Annotated in this window: 21 protein-coding genes and 1 tRNA gene; 15 read left to right on the top strand and 7 right to left on the bottom strand. The window is 33.5% G+C overall.

Translation table 11 applies throughout. The annotated features are described in order from the left end of the window. Positions 1 to 14: 14 nt before the first annotated feature. Positions 15 to 215, top strand: coding sequence for a hypothetical protein (locus tag EV143_RS10755; protein ID WP_133507929.1), 201 nt, complete (start codon positions 15 to 17; stop codon positions 213 to 215). 227 nt (positions 216 to 442) lie between these two features. Here EV143_RS10755 and EV143_RS10750 read toward each other — a convergent pair whose 3' ends face one another. The 4 genes from EV143_RS10750 to EV143_RS10735 form a co-directional block, all read right to left on the bottom strand. Next, positions 443 to 2,014, bottom strand: coding sequence for a DUF4957 domain-containing protein (locus EV143_RS10750; protein WP_133507928.1), 1,572 nt, complete (start codon positions 2,012 to 2,014; stop codon positions 443 to 445). A 35-nt stretch (positions 2,015 to 2,049) separates the two neighbouring features. Continuing rightward, on the bottom strand, positions 2,050 to 3,864 hold the full coding sequence (locus EV143_RS10745; protein ID WP_133507927.1) for a RagB/SusD family nutrient uptake outer membrane protein: 1,815 nt from the start codon (positions 3,862 to 3,864) through the stop codon (positions 2,050 to 2,052). A 17-nt stretch (positions 3,865 to 3,881) separates the two neighbouring features. Beyond that, a complete protein-coding gene (locus EV143_RS10740) occupies positions 3,882 to 7,124 on the bottom strand; it encodes a SusC/RagA family TonB-linked outer membrane protein (protein ID WP_133507926.1) in 3,243 nt (1,080 codons plus the stop codon). A 591-nt stretch (positions 7,125 to 7,715) separates the two neighbouring features. Beyond that, positions 7,716 to 8,882 (bottom strand): MFS transporter, encoded by a 1,167-nt coding sequence (locus tag EV143_RS10735; protein WP_133507925.1) that lies wholly within the window; start codon positions 8,880 to 8,882, stop codon positions 7,716 to 7,718. A gap of 102 nt (positions 8,883 to 8,984) precedes the next feature. Between EV143_RS10735 and EV143_RS10730 the strand changes: the two genes are divergently transcribed. From EV143_RS10730 to EV143_RS21450, 7 genes are all read left to right on the top strand, one after another. After that, positions 8,985 to 9,818 (top strand): AraC family transcriptional regulator, encoded by an 834-nt coding sequence (locus tag EV143_RS10730; RefSeq protein ID WP_133507924.1) that lies wholly within the window; start codon positions 8,985 to 8,987, stop codon positions 9,816 to 9,818. A 70-nt stretch (positions 9,819 to 9,888) separates the two neighbouring features. Then, entirely contained in the window at positions 9,889 to 10,275 is a 387-nt protein-coding gene (locus tag EV143_RS10725) for a hypothetical protein (RefSeq protein ID WP_243739844.1), read from the top strand. A 154-nt stretch (positions 10,276 to 10,429) separates the two neighbouring features. Further along, positions 10,430 to 10,957: a DUF3347 domain-containing protein gene (locus tag EV143_RS10720; RefSeq protein ID WP_133507923.1), complete on the top strand. Its 528-nt coding sequence runs from the start codon at positions 10,430 to 10,432 to the stop codon at positions 10,955 to 10,957. Positions 10,958 to 10,963: 6 nt separating this feature from the next. Then, a complete protein-coding gene (locus tag EV143_RS10715) occupies positions 10,964 to 11,524 on the top strand; it encodes a helix-turn-helix domain-containing protein (protein ID WP_133507922.1) in 561 nt (186 codons plus the stop codon). Between the two features lie 225 nt (positions 11,525 to 11,749). Then, a complete protein-coding gene (locus tag EV143_RS10710) occupies positions 11,750 to 12,463 on the top strand; it encodes a heavy-metal-associated domain-containing protein (protein WP_133507921.1) in 714 nt (237 codons plus the stop codon). Further along, positions 12,463 to 14,712, top strand: a complete 2,250-nt coding sequence (locus tag EV143_RS10705) for a multicopper oxidase family protein (protein ID WP_133507920.1) — start codon at positions 12,463 to 12,465, stop codon at positions 14,710 to 14,712. Before EV143_RS10710 ends, EV143_RS10705 begins: the two co-directional genes overlap by 1 nt. A 143-nt stretch (positions 14,713 to 14,855) precedes the next feature. Then, positions 14,856 to 15,011 carry a hypothetical protein gene (locus tag EV143_RS21450; RefSeq protein WP_166638140.1) on the top strand — a complete coding sequence of 52 codons (156 nt, stop codon included), beginning with the start codon at positions 14,856 to 14,858 and terminating at the stop codon, positions 15,009 to 15,011. Between the two features lie 94 nt (positions 15,012 to 15,105). On the opposite strand, the gene EV143_RS10700 is transcribed toward EV143_RS21450, so the two are convergent. Both EV143_RS10700 and EV143_RS10695 read right to left on the bottom strand, forming a co-directional pair. Then, positions 15,106 to 18,501: a polysaccharide deacetylase family protein gene (locus tag EV143_RS10700; RefSeq protein WP_133507919.1), complete on the bottom strand. Its 3,396-nt coding sequence runs from the start codon at positions 18,499 to 18,501 to the stop codon at positions 15,106 to 15,108. Positions 18,502 to 18,836: 335 nt separating this feature from the next. Continuing rightward, the gene (locus EV143_RS10695; RefSeq protein ID WP_133507918.1) at positions 18,837 to 19,289 is read right to left on the bottom strand and encodes a DUF4442 domain-containing protein; all 453 of its coding nucleotides are present in this window, start codon (positions 19,287 to 19,289) and stop codon (positions 18,837 to 18,839) included. A gap of 231 nt (positions 19,290 to 19,520) precedes the next feature. On the opposite strand from EV143_RS10695, the gene EV143_RS10690 reads away from it, so the two are divergent. The 5 genes from EV143_RS10690 (at position 19,521) to EV143_RS10670 (ending at position 23,910) form a co-directional block, all read left to right on the top strand. After that, positions 19,521 to 20,000 carry a DUF4870 domain-containing protein gene (locus EV143_RS10690; RefSeq protein ID WP_243739843.1) on the top strand — a complete coding sequence of 160 codons (480 nt, stop codon included), beginning with the start codon at positions 19,521 to 19,523 and terminating at the stop codon, positions 19,998 to 20,000. A gap of 172 nt (positions 20,001 to 20,172) precedes the next feature. Then, the gene (locus EV143_RS10685) at positions 20,173 to 20,508 is read left to right on the top strand and encodes a PadR family transcriptional regulator (protein ID WP_133507917.1); all 336 of its coding nucleotides are present in this window, start codon (positions 20,173 to 20,175) and stop codon (positions 20,506 to 20,508) included. 2 nt (positions 20,509 to 20,510) lie between these two features. Continuing rightward, complete coding sequence (locus tag EV143_RS10680; RefSeq protein WP_133507916.1) at positions 20,511 to 22,253, top strand: PspC domain-containing protein; 1,743 nt, start codon at positions 20,511 to 20,513, stop codon at positions 22,251 to 22,253. Positions 22,254 to 22,256: 3 nt separating this feature from the next. Next, positions 22,257 to 22,991, top strand: coding sequence for a head GIN domain-containing protein (locus EV143_RS10675; protein ID WP_133507915.1), 735 nt, complete (start codon positions 22,257 to 22,259; stop codon positions 22,989 to 22,991). Positions 22,992 to 23,076: 85 nt separating this feature from the next. Continuing rightward, positions 23,077 to 23,910, top strand: coding sequence for a GIN domain-containing protein (locus EV143_RS10670; protein WP_166638139.1), 834 nt, complete (start codon positions 23,077 to 23,079; stop codon positions 23,908 to 23,910). A 309-nt stretch (positions 23,911 to 24,219) separates the two neighbouring features. On the opposite strand, the gene trxB is transcribed toward EV143_RS10670, so the two are convergent. Then, positions 24,220 to 25,167: a thioredoxin-disulfide reductase gene (gene trxB, locus EV143_RS10665; protein WP_133507914.1), complete on the bottom strand. Its 948-nt coding sequence runs from the start codon at positions 25,165 to 25,167 to the stop codon at positions 24,220 to 24,222. A 152-nt stretch (positions 25,168 to 25,319) separates the two neighbouring features. Here trxB and EV143_RS10660 point away from each other — a divergent pair. Both EV143_RS10660 and EV143_RS10655 read left to right on the top strand, forming a co-directional pair. Further along, positions 25,320 to 25,394, top strand: a tRNA-Pro gene (locus EV143_RS10660). 226 nt (positions 25,395 to 25,620) lie between these two features. Beyond that, positions 25,621 to 26,022, top strand: a complete 402-nt coding sequence (locus EV143_RS10655; RefSeq protein ID WP_133507913.1) for a septal ring lytic transglycosylase RlpA family protein — start codon at positions 25,621 to 25,623, stop codon at positions 26,020 to 26,022. Positions 26,023 to 26,041 lie beyond the last annotated feature (19 nt).

Here is a 26,041-nt window from a genome sequence, read left to right as displayed (position 1 = left end):
AAAAAGAGCAAATTATGATTTATGTTTTTAAAACTACTGTTGATTCAAAATCAAAATTAGAATCAGCAACTGTTGTACTTCACGAATTATTACCTCACGCGTTATGGAATTTTGACCTTGAGGATTGTGACAACATTTTAAGAATCGACAGCGAAGATGAGATTTCTGAAGTAATGCTTCAAAATGATATTTTCGACTGTATCGAATTAGAATAAATCGCTTCTCTTCCAAAAATTGATTTTTGATCCTTCGGAAAATAAAATTAAACGGACAGAGTTTCACATGCTCCGCTTGCGGGATTTGTTATAAAAATTTGATTGGATATTGAATGAAGTTGTTTCTCGCAGATTTTGCAGATTAAGCGAATTTTTTTAATTTTTAATTTAAAAAAAAAAGGGATGCAAAAACTGCATCCCTTTTTAAACTAACTTGTAAATATTTCTTATTTAATCCATCTTGGATCACCAATTTTATTATCTTTTAAAGTTTGGTTTGCAATTGTAAAATCTCCTCCAGCAGCATTTGAAAACTGCGGATCCAGAGTTGTTGCTGCAGTATCAGGTCTGTTATTATTTCCTACCAGCTTTAAATTAGCTGAATTAAAATTATTGTTATTTCCAAATCCCGGAGCATTTGTTAGGGCTGAGTTTGTATAAACCGCTGACCCAACTGCCAACAATGTATTACGAACTGCTAATACATTTGTTGCAAAACGTACATATAAAATTCTACTTGTAAGTGGCAGTGCAGGAGCATATATAGTACATGCATCAATTACTACATTACTTGTCAAACCTGTTCCTGATAAACCAGCAGCGGCATCTAAACGTATAAAATCGCGTGAAGAACAAGTATCAAATGTACTTCTTGTTAAAGTAACATTTTCAACATATGTAGTTCTGAAATCTATAAAGTCAGCACCTCCGGCAGTGTTTACATTTTTAATGATACTATTATCTACAGTGAATGATTTTAATCTGGCTGCTGCATTTCCGTACATAAGTTGAGAAGGGTAATCATGAACATAACAAGCGCTGATTAAAACATCTCCTAAAGGCGCTGGTTGTGCTGAACCAATTGCTATTGCACCGCCAGTTAAAGTTTTTCCATTCAAGTCCAGATCAATCAGAGACAGACTCACTACTTCGCCAGCATTAGCAGGATTATTAGCGAGAGTAAATTTTACCGTCAGTTTTGGTTTATTCTCTGGTCTGACACCTCTAAAAATAAGTGTTTTGTTTACAATCACCTCACCTGTTGTTTGATAAACACCTGGCATAAGCAATAATCTAGATCCTGTTGGCGCCTGAGCTACCTTAGCAATTAAATCATCTTGTGGATTAACTATAATACCCTTTGTAAGATCAACACCGCTCGTAAAAGTTAGTATTCCTCTTGTTTTAGTTCCATTCTTTAAAGTAGCAGTATAATTTGTTTCTGCAGTTAAACCGGTAACAACTGCCACTCCCGCTGTTTTTTCTTCTGGTGTTATAGTGTGAGCTACATTACCCGGCTGGAATAAAATTTGAGTTACATTGCTGTTAGGTGTCCATCGCAAAGTAACAGAACCTGCTTCGATTTCTTCTGCCTTAATTGGCAGGAAAATCTGTTCCGATAATGTTGCAGCTGTAGTAACTGACCATTTAGAGTCTTCTAAACCAGCTGCACTTACAGCTTTTACTCTAATAGAATACGTAGTTTCTCCTTCTAAGGCTACTTGTATTGGTAATTCTGCCGGAGTTACATTTACTGTTTTGTAAATAGTTTTAAACTCTGGATCATCAGCACTAAATTCAACTATATAATGATCTGCGTTTTCTTCAGTTTTTACAGTCCAGTTCAATTCAACTGTAGTTTGATTTCTAACTGTGGCTTTAAGTCCAATTGGAGAAAATTCTCTTGTATTTCCTATGCCGTCTAATAACTCTTCGTTATAACTTTCACAACCTGAAATTCCAATTGCAAGAAGTATTGTGGCTATTAATCCTCTAAATATATATTTTGTTTTCATCATAATAACTTAAAATTTATTATTAATTTCTAAAGATTTTAATAACCATAATCATTTTTTAATTGTCCATTACTTCCATCAATAAACACTTGCCATATTGGCCAGAATTGTCTTTCATCAGGATTAACGCCTGGTTTATATAGCGATGCAATTTTCGCATCTGCAGCTGTTCCAGTCCATGTCCAGGTAATAGATGAATACGTTACTCCCGGATTTGTTGTTTCTCCTCTATTTAGTCCATAGATATCTAAACTTACATTATCCGCTTTATACTTGTAGTACAAAGTTGTTGGTACATCAGCATATGCGCCTGAGCGGGCAGCTAAATCTGCCATTTTTTGTTTTGCCTGATCTAGTTTTGTTTTAAGCAAATTCCAACGAATAAGTGCTTGTTTACGCTCCATTTCTCCGGTAAACTCATATTTATTTTCTTCAACAATAGCATTAAACATTGCTTCTTTACTACTTAAAGCGTTTACATAGTTCTCTACTTTTTCAGTCTGAACTGCTACAGGAAATGATCTTCTTCGAATTTCTTTTAGATACGGCATTGCTGCACCAGGCCCTTCTAATTCATTTGCTGTTTCAGCAGCGATAAGAAGTACCTCAGCATAACGCATGTACATTTTATTAACTCCATCATCATTATCTGAAGTAACTCTGCGTGTCATCCATTCGTAACGGTATTTACCAAAATACCATGTATCTAATGTTCCCAACTCTTGCTTAGCAATAGGATATGGAGAGGCTGCTACAGCAGTACCCCATTTGTAAGGCACACAAGTAACATCTCTACGTAAGTCTGTCTGATCATAGTCGTAAAAAACAAATGGTAAAGGACCTGCTACACCACCACGATTGGCTCCATTAGCCTGAAATTGATCACTAATAGACGTATGCTTTACTGCAAACGTAAATAACATACGGCCACGGCCATCAGCAAAAGGAAGTTCCCAAAGAGATTCTCCACCAGCAGTAGTATTTTCCTGATTGTATTTTCTCCATAGTCCCTCGAAAGTAGTTTCTAAATGAGCAGAACCACTTTGAATCACTTCACGACATTCTTTTAATGCCAATGCATACATATTAGCCACTGAAAGTTCAGGATCATTGCTTCTTCTTACTGCGTCAGGATACTGTTGATAGCCACTTGCCGCCAAAGCCAAACGTGCTCTAAATGCTTTTACAAAAGCTTTATTTACGTGCTCTACAGTACTTGTAAAAGCAGTTTCGTTAGGCCAAGCTACCAATGTTGATGCTTCTCCTAAATCTGCAATTAATTGTTTGTAAATAACATCTCTGCTTGATTTAGGCAAATATAAAGTTGCAGTTGTAATTGGTTCAAAACGAGCCGGAACCTCTCCCCATGCTTTAACTAAATCAGCATAGTAAATAGCTCTTAGTGTCAAAGCTTCTCCTAATAACTGACCCATTTCTGTTCCCGGTAAAGGATTTCCATATTGACGTATACCTTTAATACAAACATTAGCACGTTCAATACCGGAATACATCATCGCGTAAGCATTAGTGGTATTGTTCATCTCGGTATTTCCCGGTTTTGCATCATAAACACACAAATCTGCTTTATCCCCTGCTGTCTGAGAAGCGTTATACCACTCTGAATCTGTATTTAATCCATAATAGGGTAAAAATCTTCCTCTGTAAGAGTTCGTCTCGGCAAATGGTACTTTAATTCCATCAACAGCTCCTTTTGCAAGTTCAGCTGCAGAGAAAATCAAAGACGGATCTAAAGTTGATGGTGCAGATGTGTCTAAATAATCGTCTTCAAATTGCTGGCAAGAATTAAATAAACTTGAAATTATCAATCCTGCTATTATTATTTTATGTTTCATTTTGTGATAATTTAAAATTAGAAATTAAGATTCATCCCAAAAACCATTTGTCTGCTTCTTGGATAAGGACTTGAATCAACCCCAGGCGTTAGTGGATTTTTTCTTCTCGTTGAAACTTCCGGATCAGAACCCGTATAGTTTGTCCAAACAAAAACATTGCTTGCTGTCAGATAGAATCTCAATTTAGAAACTCCAATTTTAGACGTAAACATTTCAGGGGCTGTATATCCTAATGTTAAGGTATTCAATCTTAAGAATGATGCATCTTCAACTGCCCAATCAGTAAATATAGCACTTCTCATATACGGAGACCACATCGTTGTATTGGCATTAAGAGCTGCTAATGCATCTGGATCTGTTACTAATTGACCTGAAGCGGGATCCAAATTCGTCCATCTCTTTCCGTCAGCCATAGTTGAATTTAAGTTTTTATACTGTCCTGAAGCAGTAGCTGTTGAAAATTCAATTTTATCAGCATTATATACTTCATTACCAATACTCCAGTTAAAAGCTGCCATTAAATCGAACCCATAAGCATTTCCGTTAATAACAAAACCACCAGAACTTTTAGGATTAACATTACCAATAACTGTTTTGTCATTTAAATCTACTTTACCATCTCCATTAACATCTTTCAATTTCATATCTCCTGGTTTAAGAGAACTTCCATCTCCAACTAAAGTAGTAGCAGTACTAATTACTCCACTTTTTAAAGTATATTTTCCTGCAGCATAATCAAAGTCAGAAACTTCATATCTTCCATCATTTTTATAGCCATACATAGTTCCTAGAGAAGAACCAACCTCTATCAAATAATCATCTCCAATTTGTGAAGAAGCCCAACCAGTAGCCTGTCCGAAATTATTCATAACACCTAATGAGTTAATACGGTTTTTGTTTATTCCCATATTGAATGAAAAATTCAATCCGTATTTGGCTTTTTCAATAGCTACAACATTTATAGTGGCCTCAAAACCTGTGTTTTGTGTTTCACCCATGTTACGGTATTGATAATCGTATCCTGAACCCGGAACTGGAAAATTAATTAACAAATCACTCGTAATATTTTTATACACATCAAAATTACCACTTAAGCGATTTTTGAAAAATCCAAAATCTAAACCAACATTTTGAGTTACTGTCGTTTCCCATTTCAACTCAGGATTAGGCATTGTTTTCGAAGGTGCCCAAACACTGGTAACTCCATTGATCCATGTTGTTGGTGTAGATTGAAAAATTTGAATTTGCTGCCCAACAGGTATATTATTATTTCCTGCTTCACCATAACTAGCTCTTACTTTTAAAAGATCTATCCAGCTTGTACCTTTCAGGAAGCTTTCTTCAGAAATTTTCCATCCTGCTGCAAATGCCGGGAAATATCCCCAACGATTATCTTCTGAAAATTTACTTGAACCATCTGCACGAAATGTAGCTGATAATATGTAACGATTTTTGTAATCATAATTTGCACGTCCGAAAAAGGACAATAACTTATCTTCAGGGCTGTAATTATTATCTACTGATTGTGGAGTTCCTTGTGTTGTTAATGTTTTTGCTTTATCAAAATCAAAAAAGTTAGGATATCCATGAATCGTATTAGTTAAGGTACTTGAAGTATATGTAATGCTTTCTTGTCCAAGAAGAGCTGTCAAGTGATGGTTTTCACCCATTATGTTTTTGAAATCATAATTTAAGGTATTAGCATTTCTAAAACGTTTATCCTTACCGTCTGACATAATCATTGCCGGCTTACCTTGTAATATACCAATCGGAGCATTAGCTACATAATAAGTACTACGTCCGTAAAAACGATAATCTAAAGTGTTAAAATTATCCACACCTAAATCTACTTTCAATTTTAAATTATCTACAATCTCCCATCCAAAACTTCCTAACATATTAAAGTTCTTGCGAAATTGCTGGCGATTATTATCATAAATTGATCTCAAAGGATTTATCAATACATCTGAACCATCTCCTGAAACATCTTCAGAAGTCAGACCTGATACCGGAATCGGGGCATAACCAACAATTGTACGCATACGTGAATCTGAAGAAGATTTTTCATTTTGTTCATTTACGCCTCCCCCATCAATCTCAGTATCTGAATAACGAACAGTAAAACCAACATCAATCTTATCACTTATTTTACTGTTTAAAGCAAGAGAAAGGTTATTTCTTTTATAATTTGAACCTATCATAATTGCCTTTTCATCATAATGAGCATAATTAAAATTATAATTAATCTTATCACTTCCGCCTCTAATTCCTAAATCGCGACTTTGCACCTCTCCTGTACGTCCGAAAATCTGCTTTTGCCAATCATCTCCCTTTAATCCTTTGTACATATCCTGATCTTCCCAGTTTCCAAAATACTTAGTGTAAGAGGTTGGATTTGAAGCTACTTTTGTTCCTGTTTGAGAAAGTAAAGCATATTCGTATTGCCACTTAGTGTAATCTTCAGGCGACAAAACATCAATTTGATTTGCCATCGTTTTCATACCGTAAAACATATTAAAGTTTACAGCTACTTTACCATCTTTTCCACGTTTTGTTGTAATAAGAATTACCCCGTTTGCACCACGTGATCCGTATATTGCAGTTGAAGCAGCATCTTTTAAAACAGTCATGGAATCAATATCAGATGAAGAAATATCATTCATACTATTTATCGGAAATCCATCTACAATAATTAAAGGTGAGGAATCCTGAGTAAGAGAACCGCCTCCACGAACTCTAATTCTGATATCTGCATCCGGAGAACCTTCTGATGAAGTTACCTGTACACCTGCAATTCGACCTGTTAGTGCTTCAGCAACATTTGCTACTGGCACTTTTTTCAAATCGTTACCGGAAATAGTAGAAACTGCTCCTGTTAAATCAGATTTCTTTGAGGTTCCATATCCAATCACTACAACTTCATTTAAGCTATTAGAATCTTCAGACATTGAAACATCAAGTTTTGTTTTTCCATCAACCGATACTTCTTTGGTTTTAAAACCTATAAAAGAAAAACTTAATACTGCCTTAGGATTGCTCAGTTTAATTTTATAACGTCCGTCAAAATCTGATGAAGCTGCATTTTTCGTACCCTTCTCTAATATATTAACACCAGGAAGACCTAAACCTGAGGCATCTTTTACAGTACCTTCGAGTGTCACATTTTGTGCGCTTACTTGATTGCTCATCAATAAGCATAACAAGAAAACAAATGCGAGGTAATGATTCGTTTTTTTAGTAAATAAATCTTTAAAATTCATAGTTTACTCTTTAAGTTATTAATTGTTTTTTTAGTTTAAGTGTTTTTTTGTATGCGTAAATTTTTTATGTTTTTTGGAAACTCGATTTGATAATAAATGCTCTACTTTTTAGATTCAAACATCATATTCGTACATTAATTTTTTCTTAGGAAAATCTTCATGTAATCGATTACACAAACATAGATATTTTTTTTATATAAAAAATTAAAATTCATAAAAATTTCCTAAATAAAATTACATATCAAAATTAAAAGGCATTTTTTATATGACATGTGTAATTTTAATCCATAAAAAATATTAAATATATTTTTATTAATTAAAGATTTGTTGTGTATTCATTAAAAAAACAATCGATTACAAGAAGAATTATTGTTGAATTATCAGGTGTAAAAATCACACTTAAAATTTTTCGCAGAGAGAAGAATTAAATGAAAAAATAAAATTCTAAAAATTCTAACTTAAAAAATTCTGATACCATTACTTACAAGTAGAAAATTAGTGTCAATAATTTTTAGAAAAGAATTAAAAAAAGCACAAAAAAACCCTTAAACAACAATAGTTTAAGGGTTTGCAATTTGAGTAAAAGTTAATTTATGCGCTTTGCAATTCTAATGAAGTTTTACGTCGCTGTATTAAAACCAATGTAATAATCATTCCGATAATTGACATACCAACTCCTATAAGGTTTGGAGAAGCATAACTGTATCCGGCCACAAGTGGTAATCCGCCAAGAAAAGCTCCGAGTGCATTACCAATATTAAAACTTCCCTGAAGCGAAGCTGATGCGATCATTTCTGCACCTTTAGCTGTTTTAATCATTAACATCTGAATTGGAGCAATAACCGAAAACGAAATACAACCTGTTAGAAATGTTAGAAATAATGATGCATATTGATTGTTAGAGAAAAAGTAAACCAAAATTAAATCGATAGCCATTACAAATAATAAGGCTAATGTGGTAGGTGCTGGAGAAAATTTATCTGCCAGTTTTCCTCCGGCAAAATTCCCGACAACCATTCCAAATCCGGCAAGGATTAATATATACGAAACATCTTCTGCAGAAAATCTCGAAACGTTTATTAATAAAGGCGCGATGTAACTAATCCAGGCAAACAATCCACCAAAACCAATTGCCGTAATTCCGATGATTAACCACGCATCTATTTGTTGGAAGAACTTTAATTGTGTTTTCATATTTACATTTCCGCTTTTTTCTAAATTCGGCATCCATAAATAGATAAACAAAAGTGTTAACGAACCAACAATTGCAATAAGTATAAAAGTATAACGCCATATAAAATGATGTCCTATGTAAGTACCAATGGGCACCCCAATAAGATTTGCTAACGTTAATCCAGAAAACATAATGGCAATTGCCTGAGCTTCTTTACCTTTATCCGCCAAACGACTGGCCACTACTGCCCCAACTCCAAAAAAGGCGCCGTGCGGCAATCCGGAAAGAAATCTGGAAGCGAATAAAAAATTATAGTTTGGCGCGATGATCGAGAGAGCATTAAAAACCGTTAACATCAAAGCTAAAATTAAAAGCATTTTTTTTGGAGCGAAATTTCTCCCAAGGATTACCAATAAAGGTGCACCAATAACAACACCTAAAGCGTAAGACGAAATTAAATATCCTGCAACAGGAATGGTAACTTTCATGTCTGAAGCAATATCAGGCAATAAACCCATCATTACAAATTCGGTTATTCCGATTGTTAATCCTCCTAATGAGAGTGCAATAAGACTTTTTTTCATTTGTTTTTACAAGAAAGGAATAGACTTTCTATGATGCAAATTTAACATCATTTTACATAAATTTAGTTGTACATTTGCGACATAAACTTGTAAATTTATGTTATGCCAAAATTTAATCAGTTTGAAAAACTAATCATTCATGAATTTGAAGATGAGGTATTTCCTCATGTTCCGCACACACATACTTATTATGAAATTATTTATATCAAAAAGGGAAGCGGAATTCATCATCTAAACAACAACTTACTTCCGTATAAAACGGGTGATTTGTTTGTTATTTCTCCGGAAGATGAACATTATTTTGACATCAAAAAAAGCACCCGATTTGTTTATATTAAGTTTACAGACAATTATTTCGATTCGAAAAAAAATCTTTTTTGTGATGATTTACTTTTGAATACGCCGGAAGATTTTATGCGTAACAAATTATTAAAAGAAACGATTTTAAAATTTGATGATCCGTGTAAAACTATTTTAAAAAACACAATCGAAAACATATCTGCTTATAATTGTAAAACTGATGTTTCGAGCTCACCAATTGTTTTTTATCAAATTCTTTCAATTTTCGGATTAATAAAAGAAACGATTCGATGCATGAATTTGCAAATGAAATCGACTCATATAGACAACGAACAAATTGCTACTTATATTCACCAGAATATTTATCAGCCCAAATTGGTGCAGATTAAGGTTATAGCAAACCATTTTAATATTGCAGAAACGTATTTTAGTGCTTATTTTAAAAGAACTTTTGCGATTGGCTATCGTGATTATATTCATAATTTAAGAACTACTTTAATAGAAAAACGAATTCATAACAATCAATTGCCCATTAAGCAAATTGCTTATGAATTTGGTTTTACCGATGAAAGCCATTTATCAAATTATTTTAAAAAACGAAAACACATGAAGCCGACTGATTTCAAAAAAACATAACATTTGAAATCTTAAATAAATAGCGGCTCTTAAAAAAAATCTCTAAATTTGTATTTCAAAAACAATTTCATTGCCAAAAAAATTCCACATATTATTTTTCTTTTTAACTCTTGGCTTCTTTTTGATGACCAATTCGGGTTATGCATGCGGAAGAGCTTCTGAAAAAATTTCTAGCGAAAAGAAATTATCTTCTCAAAAAGAAATTTCACATACCTGTCAAAATAATTGTTGCGAAAAAAGTCATGATTCTAAAAAAGATCAACACGGCTGCAGCGGAAAGTGTGATCATTCGAGTTGTACTACAACAGCTTTACAATTTAGTCTGATTGCCTTAAACGAATTCGAATTCAATAATGATCTATTTAATTTCTCTCCTGAGAAATCTATCTCATATCACAAAACCGCTAGTATTTCTGACGGTTTTACTTCTATTTGGTTACCACCAAAAATAAAATAATCCTATTTCTGACAGCCATAATTCTGTTTTGTAAAAGGCTCTAAGAAAAAATATTACCCTTTGTATCTCTGCTACTTTGCGAGATTAATATCCGATAAAAAAAATTAAATATTTAATTTAGAGAAATAGTAATTCTCTATCAAAACTATATAAAATGAAAAATTCAATAGCAACTATAGCAGTCATAATTACTTTATTATTCTCTGCAAATTTTATTCAGGCAAATACAACTAAAAGTAAAACATCTGGAATTGAAGCTTATTCAAGTCAGTTACAAACAGTATATGATGCTTATTTTGTTGTAAAGGATGCTTTAATTAAAAGTGATTCGAAGTTAACTTCGGCGAAAGCTAAAGACTTATTAACTGCCATTACTGCCGTTAAAATGGACAAACTAAAAAGTGACGAACACAATGTTTGGATGAAAGTTGTAAAGAAATTAACGGCTGATGCTAAAAGCATTTCAGCAACTACAGATCTTAAAAAACAACGTGAGACTTTTAAATCACTTTCAAAAAATACTTACGATTTAATTAAAGTTTCGAAATCGACTGAAGCTGTTTACAAACAATATTGCCCAATGGCTGATGCTGATTGGTTAAGCAAAGAAAAAGCAGTTAAAAATCCGTATTACGGCTCTTCGATGTTAACTTGCGGAAACGTAGTTGAAACTATCAAATAAATAATTATGACACTCTACATCAAAAACATGGTGTGTGGTCGTTGTAAAATGGTTGTGAAGTCTGAGTTTGAAAAACTTGGACTTCATACTATTTCTGTTGAATTGGGCGAGGTCGAAGTACAAGATGCTATTCCTGAAAATCAAAAAGAAATTTTACTCAAAAACCTTCAGTCTCTAGGTTTTGATTTTATTGATGATAAAAAAAGTAAAACGATTGAGAAAATAAAGAATATTATTGTCGATTTGGTTCATCATAAAAACAACGAACTCAAAATCAACTTGTCTGATTATTTGGTCGAAAACCTCAACCAGGATTACAGCACGCTTAGTAACTTGTTCTCAGAAGTTGAAAACACTACAATTGAAAAATATTTCATTAGCCAGAAAATCGAAAAAGTAAAAGAATTATTGATCTACAACGAGCTTTCGTTAAGCGAAATTGCAGATATTCTAAACTATAGCAATGTGGCACATTTAAGTAATCAGTTCAAGAAAATTACTGGCTTTACTCCCACTTATTTCAAGCAATTGAAGGATAAGAAACGAATTCAGATTGAGAATTTATAATTCTTTTTACCGCAAAGAACACAAAGATTTGCGCAAAGTTCACAAAGTTTTTATTGAAGGCTTTGCGAACTTTGCGCTTTTTGTAATTCCTTACATATACAAAAACCTTTGCGGTCTTTGCGGTAAAAAAAAAATTTATAAATCTTGCAAATCATTCTCAAAATTATACAAACCGAAGTAAACGTTACTTCGGAAATTTGCATTGTAATATTAAAAAATAAAACAATGACACATACCTATCAGCTTACCGGAATGACTTGTTCCAGTTGCGAAGACAAAGTAAAAAAAGCACTTCAACTTGTCGATAATATCACAAATGTTGAGGTATCAAAAGACAAAAATACAGCAACTGTTACCATGAGTAAACATGTTGCGCTACCGGATTTACAAAAAGCTTTAGAAAGTAAATATCAAATTTCGGCCATTGCTCATAGCGAAACTGTAGAACAAACCAAATCCTGGTTTGAAACTTACAAACCTATTGTACTGATTTTCTTTTATATCAGTTTAGTTACAGGATTAATACAAGTAACAAATCATCATTTCAATTACATGCAGGCCATGCAGCATTTTATGGCGGGATTCTTTTTAGTTTTCTCATTTTTTAAAATGCTGAATTTAAAAGGATTTGCTGAAAGTTATATGATGTACGATGTTTTGGCTAGAAAAATTCCGGTTTGGGGATATGTTTATGCCTTTATAGAACTTGGTTTAGGAATTTCTTATTTATTGAATTTCAACCCCATTTTCACAAATGCCGTTACCTTTATTGTAATGAGTATTAGTATCATTGGAGTTTTGCAATCGGTATTAAATAAAAAGAAAATTCAGTGTGCTTGTTTGGGTGACGTTTTTAATTTACCAATGAGCACCGTTACCATTATCGAAGATGGTTTGATGATCATAATGAGTTTGATAATGCTTATAACAATGATATAATGAGCTATAAAAAACCACTTTTAACGATATTATTTCTCTTCTGTTTCACACAAATTATGCTTTCGCAGAAAGTGGTTCGCTATGATTTGCATGTGCGCGATACGATTGTAAATTTTTCCGGAAAAGAAAAGCGCGCTCTTACGGTTAACGGACAAATTCCTATGCCAACATTAACTTTTACCGAAGGTGATGTTGCAGAAATTTATGTCCATAACGAGCTAGAAAATGAAGATACGGCCTTACATTGGCACGGATTATTTTTACCTAACAAAGAAGATGGTGTTCCGTATTTAACTCAAATGCCAATTAAACCAGGAACTACACACAAATATACTTTTCCGATTATTCAAAACGGAACCTATTGGTATCACAGCCATTCGGGATTGCAGGAACAAATTGGTTTGTACGGACTTTTTATCATTAACAAAAAGAAAGACGATGCTACTTTTAGAAAAGGGATTGATGATTTGCCCACTGTTCCGGTCATTTTAAGTGAATGGACAGATTTAAAACCGGAAAATATTCAACGAATGCTGCACAATGCCAACGATTGGTTTGCGATAAAAAAAGGAACAACTCAAAGTTATGCCGAGGCAATTCAAAAAGGTCATTTTTCTACAAAAGTCACCAACGAATGGAAACGCATGAATGCCATGGATGTGAGTGATGTTTATTATGAGAAGTTTTTAATTAACGGAAAAAGTGAAGATCAGCTTTCGCAATTTAAAGCAGGTGATAAAGTGAGATTGAGAATTGCAAACGGAGGCGCGTCAAGTTATTTCTGGCTAACATATGGTGGTGGAAAAATAACTGTTGTGGCCAGCGATGGAAATGATGTTGAGCCAGTAGAAGTCGATCGACTAATAATTGCAGTTTCTGAAACGTATGATATTGTAGTGACAATTCCTGATGATAAAAAATCATTTGCTTTTTTGGCTACAGCCGAAGACAGAACCGGATCTGCTTCTTTGTTTCTTGGTGAAGGAACCAAACAACCTGTTGCTCATCTTCCGAAATTGAAATATTTTGAAGGGATGAAAATGATGAATGATATGATGAAGATGAACGGCGAAATGAATGATATGGGTATGAAAATGTCGCTCAATACAATGGACATGAATGCCATAATGTATCCTGAAATTTCCGGCAAAGATGAATCTGTAAAAAAAGAAGATCATTCTAATCATACTATGGAAGGTATGGAAATGCCAAGCGATACCACAGAAACTGCTGAGATTACGACTTTGAATTACGGAATGCTAAAATCGCCAACCAAAACAACATTACCAAAAGATGCACCGGTAAAAGAATTGCGCTTTGAATTATCCGGGAATATGAATCGGTATGTTTGGAGTTTAGACAATAAAGTAATCTCAGAAACGGATAAAATCTTGATTAAAAAAGGCGAAAACGTTCGCATTGTATTGTATAACGGATCGATGATGCGTCATCCGATGCATTTACACGGGCACGATTTCAGGATTTTGAATGAACATGGCGATTATTCTCCTCTAAAAAATGTAATTGATATTATGCCGATGGAAACGGACACAATTGAATTTCAGGCAAATGCCGATGGCGATTGGTTTTTTCATTGTCACATTTTGTATCATATGATGGCCGGAATGGGACGCATTTTAAGTTATGAAAATTCAGCGCCCAATCCTTTAATTCACCATCCTAAAATGGCGTACAAAATGCTAAAGATGGACGATCGAATGTTTCATTTTATGGCTGAAAATGATTTTGCCTCAAACGGAAACGACGGTGAAGCGATGTTTAGCAACACGCGTTGGAGTATTGGAACAGAATGGAGATTGGGCTATAACGACAAACACGGTTATGAAACCGAAACACATATTGGTCGATATATTGGTAAAATGCAATGGTTTATGCCTTTTATAGGTTTTGATTGGCGCTACCGAAAAATGGTAATGGACGAACAGGAGCAAAATCTTTTTGGGCAAACGAATACCAAAGACAACCGTTCGGTTTTTAGTGCGGGTATGGAGTATACTTTGCCTATGCTTGTAAAAGCACAAGTTGAAGTTTATACGGATGGAAATGTGAGAGTACAATTTGAAAGAAAAGACATTCCGCTTTCCAGACGTTTACGAATGAATTTAATGTGGAATACTGATAAGGAATATATGGCAGGTTTAAAATATATTGTTGCCAGAAACTTCGGAATTACTACACATTATGATAGCGATATGGGAGTTGGTTTTGGAGTTAATTTGAATTACTAAAGAATTGGAACCAATAGTGCTTTTTTATTTTACCACAGATTAAAAGATTAACGAATCAATATGAATTAACTCTAAGAAATGTTTTTATATTTGAACCAACATCTTAAGTTAAAAAAATACCTAATAATTAAATTATACAGAAAATGAAAAAATTATTTACCGTTTTAGCAATCGCTTTATTTACAATTGGATTACAAGCGCAAGACACAAAACCAGATCCTAAAAAAGAAAAAGCTAAAAAAGAATCATGCTGTAAAAAATCAGCGACAGATAAAAAAGCGTGTTGCGTTAAAAAATAATTGAAACACGATTTCAACAAAAAAGACCTCATCTATTTGAGGTCTTTTTTTATGGTTTTTTTTTTGTTCCTGAGTTGTATGAAAAATTTAAGGGCTATTTTACTGTTGCAACATTTCCCGTTCTTGTGAGTACTCCCCAACTTTGGCTTTCCCCTTTTATGGCTCTTCTTAATGCCCTAAACAAAATCACATACATTAATTGTCTGTATACAAACCGCTGCGGAATTAGCCATAGTAATTTGGTCAGTTTTTCTTTTTCAAAAATGAAAGCAATAACGCTAACCAACATGTCAACCACCATAAATGCGATGTAATAAATTAATATTTTATGAAGACTATCAGGATCATTGTGGTTCCAGATTAAACTTAAAATAAGAACTAAATCGGCCAAAGGTGCAAAGATTGGCAATATGATTTGAAAAATCAGAACGTTTGGTAACGCTACCATTCCCAATCCTTTATATCTTGGGTTAAAACAGGCGTCACGGTTTTTCCAGAAAGCCTGCATAATACCGTAACTCCAGCGAAAACGCTGTTTCATAAATTCTTTCAAACTTTCAGGAGCTTCTGTTATCGCTACAGCTTCTATGCAGTTTATAATATGATAATCGTTTCTTAAGATACGAATGGTTAAATCGCAATCTTCTGCAAGTGTATCAGTTGTAAAACCTCCTGCTTTTTCTATTGCTATTTTTCTAAACGCCCCAATTGCTCCCGGAACAACTGTTATTCCGTTTATTAAATCAAAAGCTCGTCGGTCAAAATTCTGTGCTGTTGTATATTCAATACTCTGCCATTTGGTAAGCATTGTGTTTTCATTCCCTACTTTTACATTTCCGGCAATGGCACCAATTTCTGCATCATTTTTTAATTGAATTCTAAATCCTTTCATTAATTGCGAAATGGCATCGGTTTTAAGCTGCGTATCGGCATCAATACAAACTACATATTCATTTTGCGTTAGTGCAATTCCGTAATTTAAGGCTGACGCTTTTCCTCCGTTAGGCTTCGTATTTACTTTTACTTTTGGGTTATTTCCGAAAGCTTCGTTTATCATGGCAAAAGTTTTGTCTTTAGATCCGTCATCTACAAAAACAATGTCAAAATCAGGATAATCCTGGCCCAGTAAATTTTCTATTGTTTTTACGGCATTTATTTCTTCATTATAAGCAGGAACAATAATACTTACTTTAGGAAAAACGCCCATAGACGATTTATAAACCGGCGGATATTTATGATCTTTCCATTTTTTTATAAAGGCCATTAATGCCATTAATGCGATTCGCAGAAAACCCAGAAAAATTGCGACCCAAAATGCAGCAGTAATAAAATTTCCGAACCAATATCCAAAATCGAAAATCAAATTATCTACCGTTATAAACGGCCCTTTTGCTGTTGGCATAATCTCATCTTTGGTTTTGCCAAGTAAATGAGCAACTGTTGTAAACTGAACGTTTCTGTCTTTAAAATATTTAATAATTCGAGGCAAAGCTTCAACTGTAGCTTCTCTGTTTCCGCCGGCATCATGAAGCAAAATAATTCCTTTATCAGGATTTGCCTCATATTGTTTGATGGTTCTTATATAAACAGAATCGGCACTTACGCCTTTTTCCCAATCATTAGGATCGATACTTTCGCCAACCGTATAATAATTTTGTGCTTTGCTTAAGGCAATTGGTTTCAGTTCGGCTTCTGTTGTGGGTTCGGCATCTGCGTTATACGGTGCTCTAAAAAGCACAGTGCTTTTTCCGGTAACGGCTTCGATTAATAATCGTGTCGTTTCCATTTCTTTTGAAGCTCTTTCCGGACTTACCAAAGCAATATTGGGATGGGTAAAAGTATGATTGCCTATTTCGTGACCTTCTTTATAAATTCTTTGCAATAACGGAATGTTATTTTCTCCCTGAATACCTATAACAAAAAATACTGCCGGGACTTTTTCTCTCTTTAAAATATCTAGTATTTGAGGCGTGTAAGTAGGATCTGGCCCGTCATCAAAAGTTAAAATGACTTGTTTGTTTACATTTCCAAATTTACTAATTACATATTTAGTGGGTAATTCTACATACTTTTGTTCGGTAATGATATCTTCTTCATTATCGATTTCTATTTCTATTTTTCCCGGAGCGGGATCGGCTATTACATTTAATATTTCGCCATCGCCAATATAGGCGGGACTTTCGATTCGGGTATTTACCCGTTTCATTACTTTAAAATCGAAAGGTTTTTTGTTGATGCTTTCGTTTGTTAAACTCCGCTGATAAAAAGTCCACAAACGCTGATCTTCGCTTCCTAAACGCCACAAGGCAGTTCCGGCCAAACCATATTCGTCACTAAATCGAATGGTATTAAAATTAGTGGCAGCATCTTCAAAATCAACTTCATGCTTTTTGCCATTACTATCTGTGTATGTAAAAGAGTTATTGTAACTGTTATTGTTAAATTTTATTACAGCATTATATTGTTTGGCAATCGCAATTGCCTGATCATAGGTGATAGTTTCTCCCTCCTGTTTCTCCTGCCAATCGTATCCGTAACCGGCAAAACAAAGAATAATTTTCTCTGACGGAATTTCTTTTGCTGTTTTATCTACTATTCTTTCAATCCATTTCTGACTGCTGATTTCGCCCGGTATACTGCCGGCATAATGTTCATCATAAGCCATAAGAAACATGTAGTCATTGTATTTAGACAATGCTTTTACATTAAAATCATCATCTCCTGCCATAATATCCTGCGAAACAAGATATCCTAAAGGATGTAGTTTTTCATATAATGCCTTTTGAAAAGCAATTATTGGCTCATCGCTACTTTCTTTAAATTCTTCAAAATCAATATTAATGCCTTGTAAATCATATTTTTTTAATGTTTTTACAATATCATTGATCAGTCTTTCTCTTTTATTTGTATCATGAAGTATGCGATGAATAAGATCGCCGTCAAATTCGCCTTCACCCAGTGATTCGTTGATGTTATTGATTAACGGAAGTATCTTTATTTTTCCTTTTTTCATAACTTTTAGAGCCGCAGTATCAATCTCTGTTCGGAGCAAATCAGTTTTGGGATCAATAAAAAACCATTCCGGAACTATCATATTAAGTTTATCGATATTCTTCTGTAGTGAAAATAAACTTTGAGGATCCCAATTTACATAAAAAGCAGCCCGAACCTCTGATGCTGTCTTTGGAGAAATTGGCTGAGTATTTAATTTTCCTATTTTAGTTTTTGCTCTTAAGAAATAATCAAATCCTTTAAATTTTTTGAGCTCGCTGGCACTTAAATCTTTTGGTACAATAGGATTTTCCAAACTATGCCCGGCCCGGCTGTTGTTTGCTAAAAGTGGTAATGGCGGTTTTAATCCTCTTTTTAATGTAATAAAAAAAACAGGGATCATTAAAATAAGAATAAACAAAATAAACCTGCTTGACCATTGAAATGTTCTCCAGCGTTTTTGGGTTACTGTCTGAAATATTTGTTTTTTATCTTCCATACACGCTTACTTATTAGGTGAATGTTCTTGAAAATCAATCAAAAATCTAATTTCAAATTGTAGAACTTTAAGTAAGTTCAATAAATCAAAGCCTTTATTATCCATATCATTACATCTATCATCTACAAGTAGAAAATTAAAAATGTAAAATTAATACTATTAAATAAAAATTAAAGTTAAAGCACTGTATTTTTTTAAATGATTTTATTGAATAAAATAACAAAAGAAAAACAACAAAACTATCTGTATAACAAACGATTGCAGAAAAAAAGTAACTATTTCTCAAAAAAAAGACCTGTATAGTACAGGTCTTATATAATATTGTTTGGTATAATTTATTTTATTCGAATGCTCCATTCAAAGTCCATTTCAGAAACCTGAACTCCTTTTTCGTCAGTTCCTATAGATTTCATCCAGAAGGTTTGCCCCTCGCCTGTTGCAATGGTTTGTTGAATCGCTTCGGCAATTAAATGTCCGTCGTTACAAACAAACGTTATTCTTCCGGTGGCCTTTTTGGTAAAGTTTCCTTTATTGTTGGCAACTAACATCGAGATCTTTCTGCCGCTTTGCTGAATTTGAGCAATTACCAAAGCTCCTGTTGTTAACTCAGCTGCCATCGCCTGAACTGCAAAGTACATCGAGTTAAACGGATTTTGATTAATCCAACGGTGTTTTACACTTACGATACAGGTTTTATCATCGATAGCTTTAACACGTACGCCACAAATATATGCCGATGGTAATTTGAATAATACAAATTTGTTGAGTTTAGAAACTGAAATTGCCATGTGGTTTATTTTTTTATGTAAAAATACAAAAAAACTATGCACGCACAATATATTGCTGCTGTTTCTAAAATTCATCAATAAAATAAGGCATTCACATTGATTTTCAGTACTTTTTCAAATGAAATGAAATGTTTAATTTGTTAATTTTATGTTAATATTTGGTACTATGCAAAACAAGATACTGTCTTTTAACCATATATTTGTATAAGAAATTACTATATGCTTTTAATCATGGAAACAACAACACCACTCATCATGGAAACAACATCAGACAAGAACACTGCAACGTTCACACATTTAAGTACTTTAAGTCAGTACATTATTCCGTTTGGAAACTATATTTTTCCAATTTTAATCTGGACGAGTTATAAAGTCAAATCCGAATTTGTAAATCACCACGGAAAACAGACTTTGAATTTTCAACTAAGCTTATTGCTTTACACTTTGATTTTGGCTTTAATTGCAATTCCGATTTTTGTAATTCTTTTTTTTCAAAATCTTCCTATGCAAGCGGTTTTTAACGATGAAGATTTCGTAATCAGAAATTTTGATTTTCAAGGGAATATCGGATTACTTACAATTGGTGGAACAGCAGTAGTACTTTTTGGATTACTAAAAGTTGTTGAGTTCTTTTTAGTTATTTATGCTTCTATAAAAACATCAAACGGAGAATATTACAAATATCCAATGACGATTCCTTTTATAAAGTAAAGTCATTAAAACAATTATGAAAACACTTCGACTTCGCTCAGTGTAACATAATAAAATTAAAAGTTATAGTCGAAAACATCAAATCATCAGGATAATTTCGAAATCAATCATCAATCAATTATCATCAATCAAAAAACGAATCAGTTCAATCTAAAAAAAACAAAATGAAATTATGAACATTGAAAACACAAAAGCACAGATGCGCAAAGGTGTTCTTGAGTTTTGCATCTTATCTGTATTGAAAGAAAAAGACGCATACACATCAGAAATATTAGACACTTTAAAAAACGCTAAATTACTAGTTGTAGAAGGAACGGTTTATCCACTTTTAACTAGACTAAAAAACGACGGCTTGCTTAATTATCGTTGGGAAGAATCAACTTCAGGACCACCACGAAAATACTACGGGCTAACCGAAATAGGACAAACATTTTTAAACGAACTTAGCGGTACCTGGACAGAATTGTCTGATGCCGTAAAACTAATCACCAATCAACAAAATCAATAGTCATGAACAAAACAGTAAATATTAACTTAGGAGGCATGTTTTTTCACATCGATGAAGATGCATACTTAAAATTAACGCGCTATTTTGACGCCATAAAACGATCGCTAAACAACTCATCCGGACAAGATGAAATCATTAAAGATATCGAAATGCGTGTTTCTGAATTATTAACAGAAAAACAAAAAAGCGAAAAACATGTTGTGGGATTGAAAGATGTTGATGAAGTGATTGTGGTTATGGGTCAACCGGAAGACTACATTATTGAAGACGAAGACAGACCAAAACAATCGTTTAATGATAACGGAACAAGAAAACACAAAAAATTATACCGCGATAAAGAAAAAGGTATGATTGGTGGTGTAGCAACAGGTTTAGGACATTATTTTGGAATAGATGCTGTCTGGATAAAAATCATATTCTTAGTATTTGTTTTTGCAGGTTTTGGAACCGGAATCTTAGCTTACTTTGTACTTTGGGTTGTAACTCCGGAAGCCGTTACAACATCTGAAAAACTGGAAATGACTGGTGAACCTGTAACGATTTCTAATATCGAAAAAAAGGTTCGTGAAGAATTGGATTCATTATCTGACCGATTTAAAAATGCAGATTATGATGCAATGGGAAACCAGGTAAAGTCGGGAGCTGAGAGAATAAGTAGTTCATTTGGAGACTTTGTAATGACGGTTTTTAAAATATTCGCTAAATTTTTAGGCGTTATCTTAATCATGTCAGGAATAAGTGTTTTTATCATGTTATTGATTGGAGTATTTACATTAGGAACAAACGTTTTTGTTGACTTTCCTTGGCAAAATTTTGTAGACGCAGGAAACTTTACAGACTATCCTATCTGGTCATTTGGTTTATTAATGTTATTTGCTGTTGGAATTCCGTTTTTCTTCCTGACACTTTTAGGATTTAAATTGTTATCTCCAGACCTAAAATCTATCGGAAATATTGCAAAATATACTTTGTTAGCCATTTGGATTATTGCTGTTGCCATTGCCATTAGTATCGGAATCAAACAAGCTACTGAAATTTCATACGACAATAAAACGGTTGAGAAAAAAGAGATTGGTATTAGTAAAAACGATACTCTTTATGTAAAATTCAGATACAATGATTATTACGCAAAAGATTTAGATCATCATAGAGAATTTGAGTTTGTTCAGGATTCTGCCAATACCCAATTGATTTATTCAAACGATGTTCATTTACATGTTTTATATACTGATGAAGCTAATGCTTATTTACAAATAGAAAAAAGCGCAAGAGGAAATTCATTTACAAATGCAAAACAGAGAGCTGAAAAAATTAACTATAAATTTCAGATCAACGGTAATCATTTAGTTCTTGATAATTATTTCCTGACAGATGTAAAAAACAAGTTTAGAGGTCAGGAAGTTGATGTATATTTGTACTTACCACAAGGGCAGTTATTTAAACCAGATGCCTCTGTACAAGATTATGACGATTCTGAAGATGATTTTTTCAACTTACACTTTAGTGGCAACTACAATTATAAAGTAGATGGTTCAAAAATTAAATGCCTGAATTGTCCGGCAGAAGAAAATGAGCACGGAGATGTAGATTACGATAACGACGGCGACACTGAAGTTAATACTATTGAAAATGATACTGTAAAAGAGGTTTCTATTAAAATTAATGGAAAAGAAGTCTTAAACGGAAAAAAAACCAAAGGAAAGCTAACCACTGATAAAAACGGAGTTATAATTAAAATTAACTAAGCCATGATAAAAATAATCATTCATATTACAAAATTCATTATTGCGACTATCACAGCATTATTGTTTGCCTCATGTAACTTAAACATGAATACAATTGAAGGCAGCGGAAATGTTACGACTGAAAAAAGAATTGTTCAGGGAGATTTTAAAAACATAGCTGTAAGCAATGCCATTGAATTAGTTGTAGAACAATCGGACAAGTATGAAGTTGTAGTTGAAGCTGATGATAATTTACAAAAAGAGATCGTTACAAAAGTAGAAAACGGAACTTTGGTAGTGAAATGTAAATTCAGTTCTTTCAGAAATGTTACAATGAAAAAAGTAACTGTAAAAATGCCTACTATTGAAAAACTTAACGCTTCGAGCGCATCATCAATAGAAAGCAAAAATGTAATTCAGGGAGAAAACATAGAGTTAGAATCATCAAGTGCTGCAACTATGAACGTTAACTTAGAATCTGACAATATTGTAGCCAGATCAAGCAGCGGAGCTGTTATTAGAGTTGAAGGAAAAGCATTAAAAATTCAAACAAAAGCTTCAAGCGGTGGAAGCATTGATGCGGGAGAATTGTTAGCAAACGAAGTTGAAGCAGATGCTTCAAGCGGAGGAAGTGTAGAAGTACACCCAATTTTAAGCCTGAAAGCGGGCGCTTCAAGCGGTGGAAATGTTAATTACAATACAGTTCCTAAAACAATTGAAAAAAATTCAAGTTCAGGAGGAAGCATTAATCAGGGCTAATAACATTTATCTGTTAAATATAAAAGAAATCATTCATCAAAAGTGGATGATTTTTTTATATTTGCCCAAATCAAATCTAGAATTAATGAAAAAAAGTACAGCCTTACTCTTATTATTATTAGTTACGACATTAACTTTTGCTCAAAAAAGAGAAAAAATAAAAGGATCTAAAATAGTAACCACTTCAATAAAAGAAGTTGGAGACTTTGATGGCATTGAAGCCGATGATAATCTTGAAGTTTATTTGGAGCGCGGAGAAAAAAACGAAATTAAAATTGAAGCCGATGACAATTTACACGAAATCATCGGAATGGATTTAAGAGACAAAATGCTTCGTTTGTATACTACAAAAGAAAGCAGTATTTTCAAAAAACTAATCGTTCGTGTAACCTACACAAACTCCCTTAAAAAGGTAATTGCAAAAAACGAATCGGTTATTTATGCCATTCAGGAACTTCAATTAGATGATTTAACATTTAACAGTTATGATTATTCAAAATTATTTTTGAATGTTAATGCTAAAAAATTCTCGTTGGTTGCAGATGACAAATCTAAAACTGAATTGAATTTAAAAGCAGAAGATGGAGTTTTGCAATTAAGCAAAAGTGCTACTGTTAAAGCATTAGTATCTGCCATAAAATTTAAATGTGATTTGTACCAAAAATCGGTTGCAACTATCGAAGGAATTGCTGAAAAAGCAACGATTCGTATAGATAACAGTTCAACTTTTACAGGAACAAAATTCACTTTAAAAGATGCAACAGTAACTACCGAAGGAAGTTCAACCGGAATTATTTTTGCAGAAACGACGCTTTCTATAGCTGCAGGAGACAAATCTGAACTTACTCTTTTCGGAAATCCAAAAATTGAACTTACAAGATTTTCTGAAGAAGCAAAATTAATCAAGAAACTTAAGTAAAAAAGTTTTAGGTTGAAATGAGAATTTTACCGCAAAGGTCGCTAAGATTTTTTACCTATAATATGTTGAGAAAACACAAAGTTCGCAAAGCTGGTTCAACACAAAGCTTTGTGAACTTTGCGTTTTTATAAAAACCTCGCATTATAATAACTTTGTGACCTTTGCGGTAAAATAAATCTGCTTTAGGTTTCAACATATAAAAAAAGTCCCATTCTAAATCGAATGAGACTTTTCTATTATTTAAGCGTTTCAAAGATTTAGATTTCAACAACTTGAAACATGAAACAAAACAAACCTGAAACTAACTTTTTATTCCTGAGAAGCTAAATATCTTTCTGCATCTAAAGCTGCCATACAACCAGTTCCTGCAGCAGTAATAGCCTGACGGTATACATGATCTGCAGCATCACCGGCAACAAAAACACCAGGTACATTTGTATTTGATGTTCCCGGAGTATTAATGATATAACCAGTTTCATCAAGAGTGATATAATCTGCAAAAATATCTGTATTTGGTTTATGACCAATCGCTACGAAAAATCCTGTTGCAGGAATTTCAATCACTTCACCGGTAGTTTTATTTAATGCTTTAATCGCATGTACAACATTTTGATCACCTAAAACTTCAAGCGTATCGTGGTTCATCAAAATTTCGATGTTCTCTGTTTTACGAACGCGATCTTCCATAATTTTAGAAGCTCTGAATTTTTCGCTTCTTACCAACATGGTAACTTTTTTACAAAGTTTAGATAAGTAATGTGCTTCTTCACAAGCAGAATCCCCTGCTCCAACAATAACAACTTCCTGATTACGGTAGAAAAATCCGTCGCAAACAGCACAAGCAGAAACTCCTCCACCCATGTTTAAATAATGTTGTTCTGAAGGTAAACCTAAATATTTAGCCGAAGCTCCTGTAGAAATAATAACAGTTTCACAGTGCAATTCGATCGAATCGTTAATCCAAACTTTATGAATATCTCCTGAAAAATCAACTTTAGTAGCCCAGCCATCGCGAATATCAGCACCAAAACGTTTTGCCTGATCTTGCAACTGAACCATCATTTCCGGTCCTGTAACGCCATCAACATAACCCGGAAAATTTTCTACTTCGTTTGTTGTAGTCAACTGACCTCCAGGCTGCATTCCCTGATATAAAACTGGATTCATATTTGCTCTGGCAGCATAAATAGCTGCAGTATAACCTGCTGGACCAGAACCAATGATGAGACATTTAATTTTTTCTATTGTATCTGACATAATATGTGTAGTTTTTTGTGATGCAAAGGTAAACTTAATTATAAAAAATTCCAGTCAAAATAAATCCTAAATAACTATCTCAAAATAAGTTTTATTTATTTTGATGTTTTCCTTTTAAAAATGAAATTTATCTGTATATTTGCATCCGCTTTCGGGGTGTAGCGTAGCCCGGTTATCGCGCCTGCTTTGGGAGCAGGAGGCCGCAGGTTCGAATCCTGCCACCCCGACAAAAGTCTTTTCATTTACTTGGAAAGACTTTTTTTTTGCTTTAAACCAAAACAATACATCCTAAGAAATTATTTTAAGTTTCTTTCAAATCCCTGTTTCTTCTATAAGCAGGGATTTTTTGTTGTTTCAACTTAAAATATGTCTTTTGATGGTACAAATACGACTTCATTAGCACATTTATTTTCTAATAATTCAATCACTTTGCGGAAAATTTGAAATTTGAAAATGAAAAAAATACTCTTATATATCCTGTTCTTTTTCTCTATAACAGCTGTGGCGCAAGAAAACCCAGAAATTAAAGAGCAAGATGCTGAATGTTCATTTAAACTGTATAAGGAAAATGCCCATGCTTCTTACTACCACAATAAATTTAACGGAAGAAAAACAGCAAGCGGTAAAAAATTCGACAACAACAAACTGACTGCCGCTCATAAAAAACTTCCTTTTGGTACAATTTTAAAAGTTACCAACCCAAAAAACAAAAAATTCGTTATTGTAGAAGTTATAGATAGAGGTCCGTTTATTAACGGAAGAGAAATTGACCTTACCGAAAAAGCTTTTATGGATATTGCCTCAAACAAAGGCAGCGGCGTAATTAATGTTCAAATCGAAATCATGGAAAAATAATTTGTTTCGATGATGTAGT

The organism is Flavobacterium chryseum, from assembly GCF_004362015.1.
Classification (GTDB): Bacteria; Bacteroidota; Bacteroidia; order Flavobacteriales; family Flavobacteriaceae; genus Flavobacterium.
This window is presented reverse-complemented; position numbering and strand designations above follow the sequence as displayed.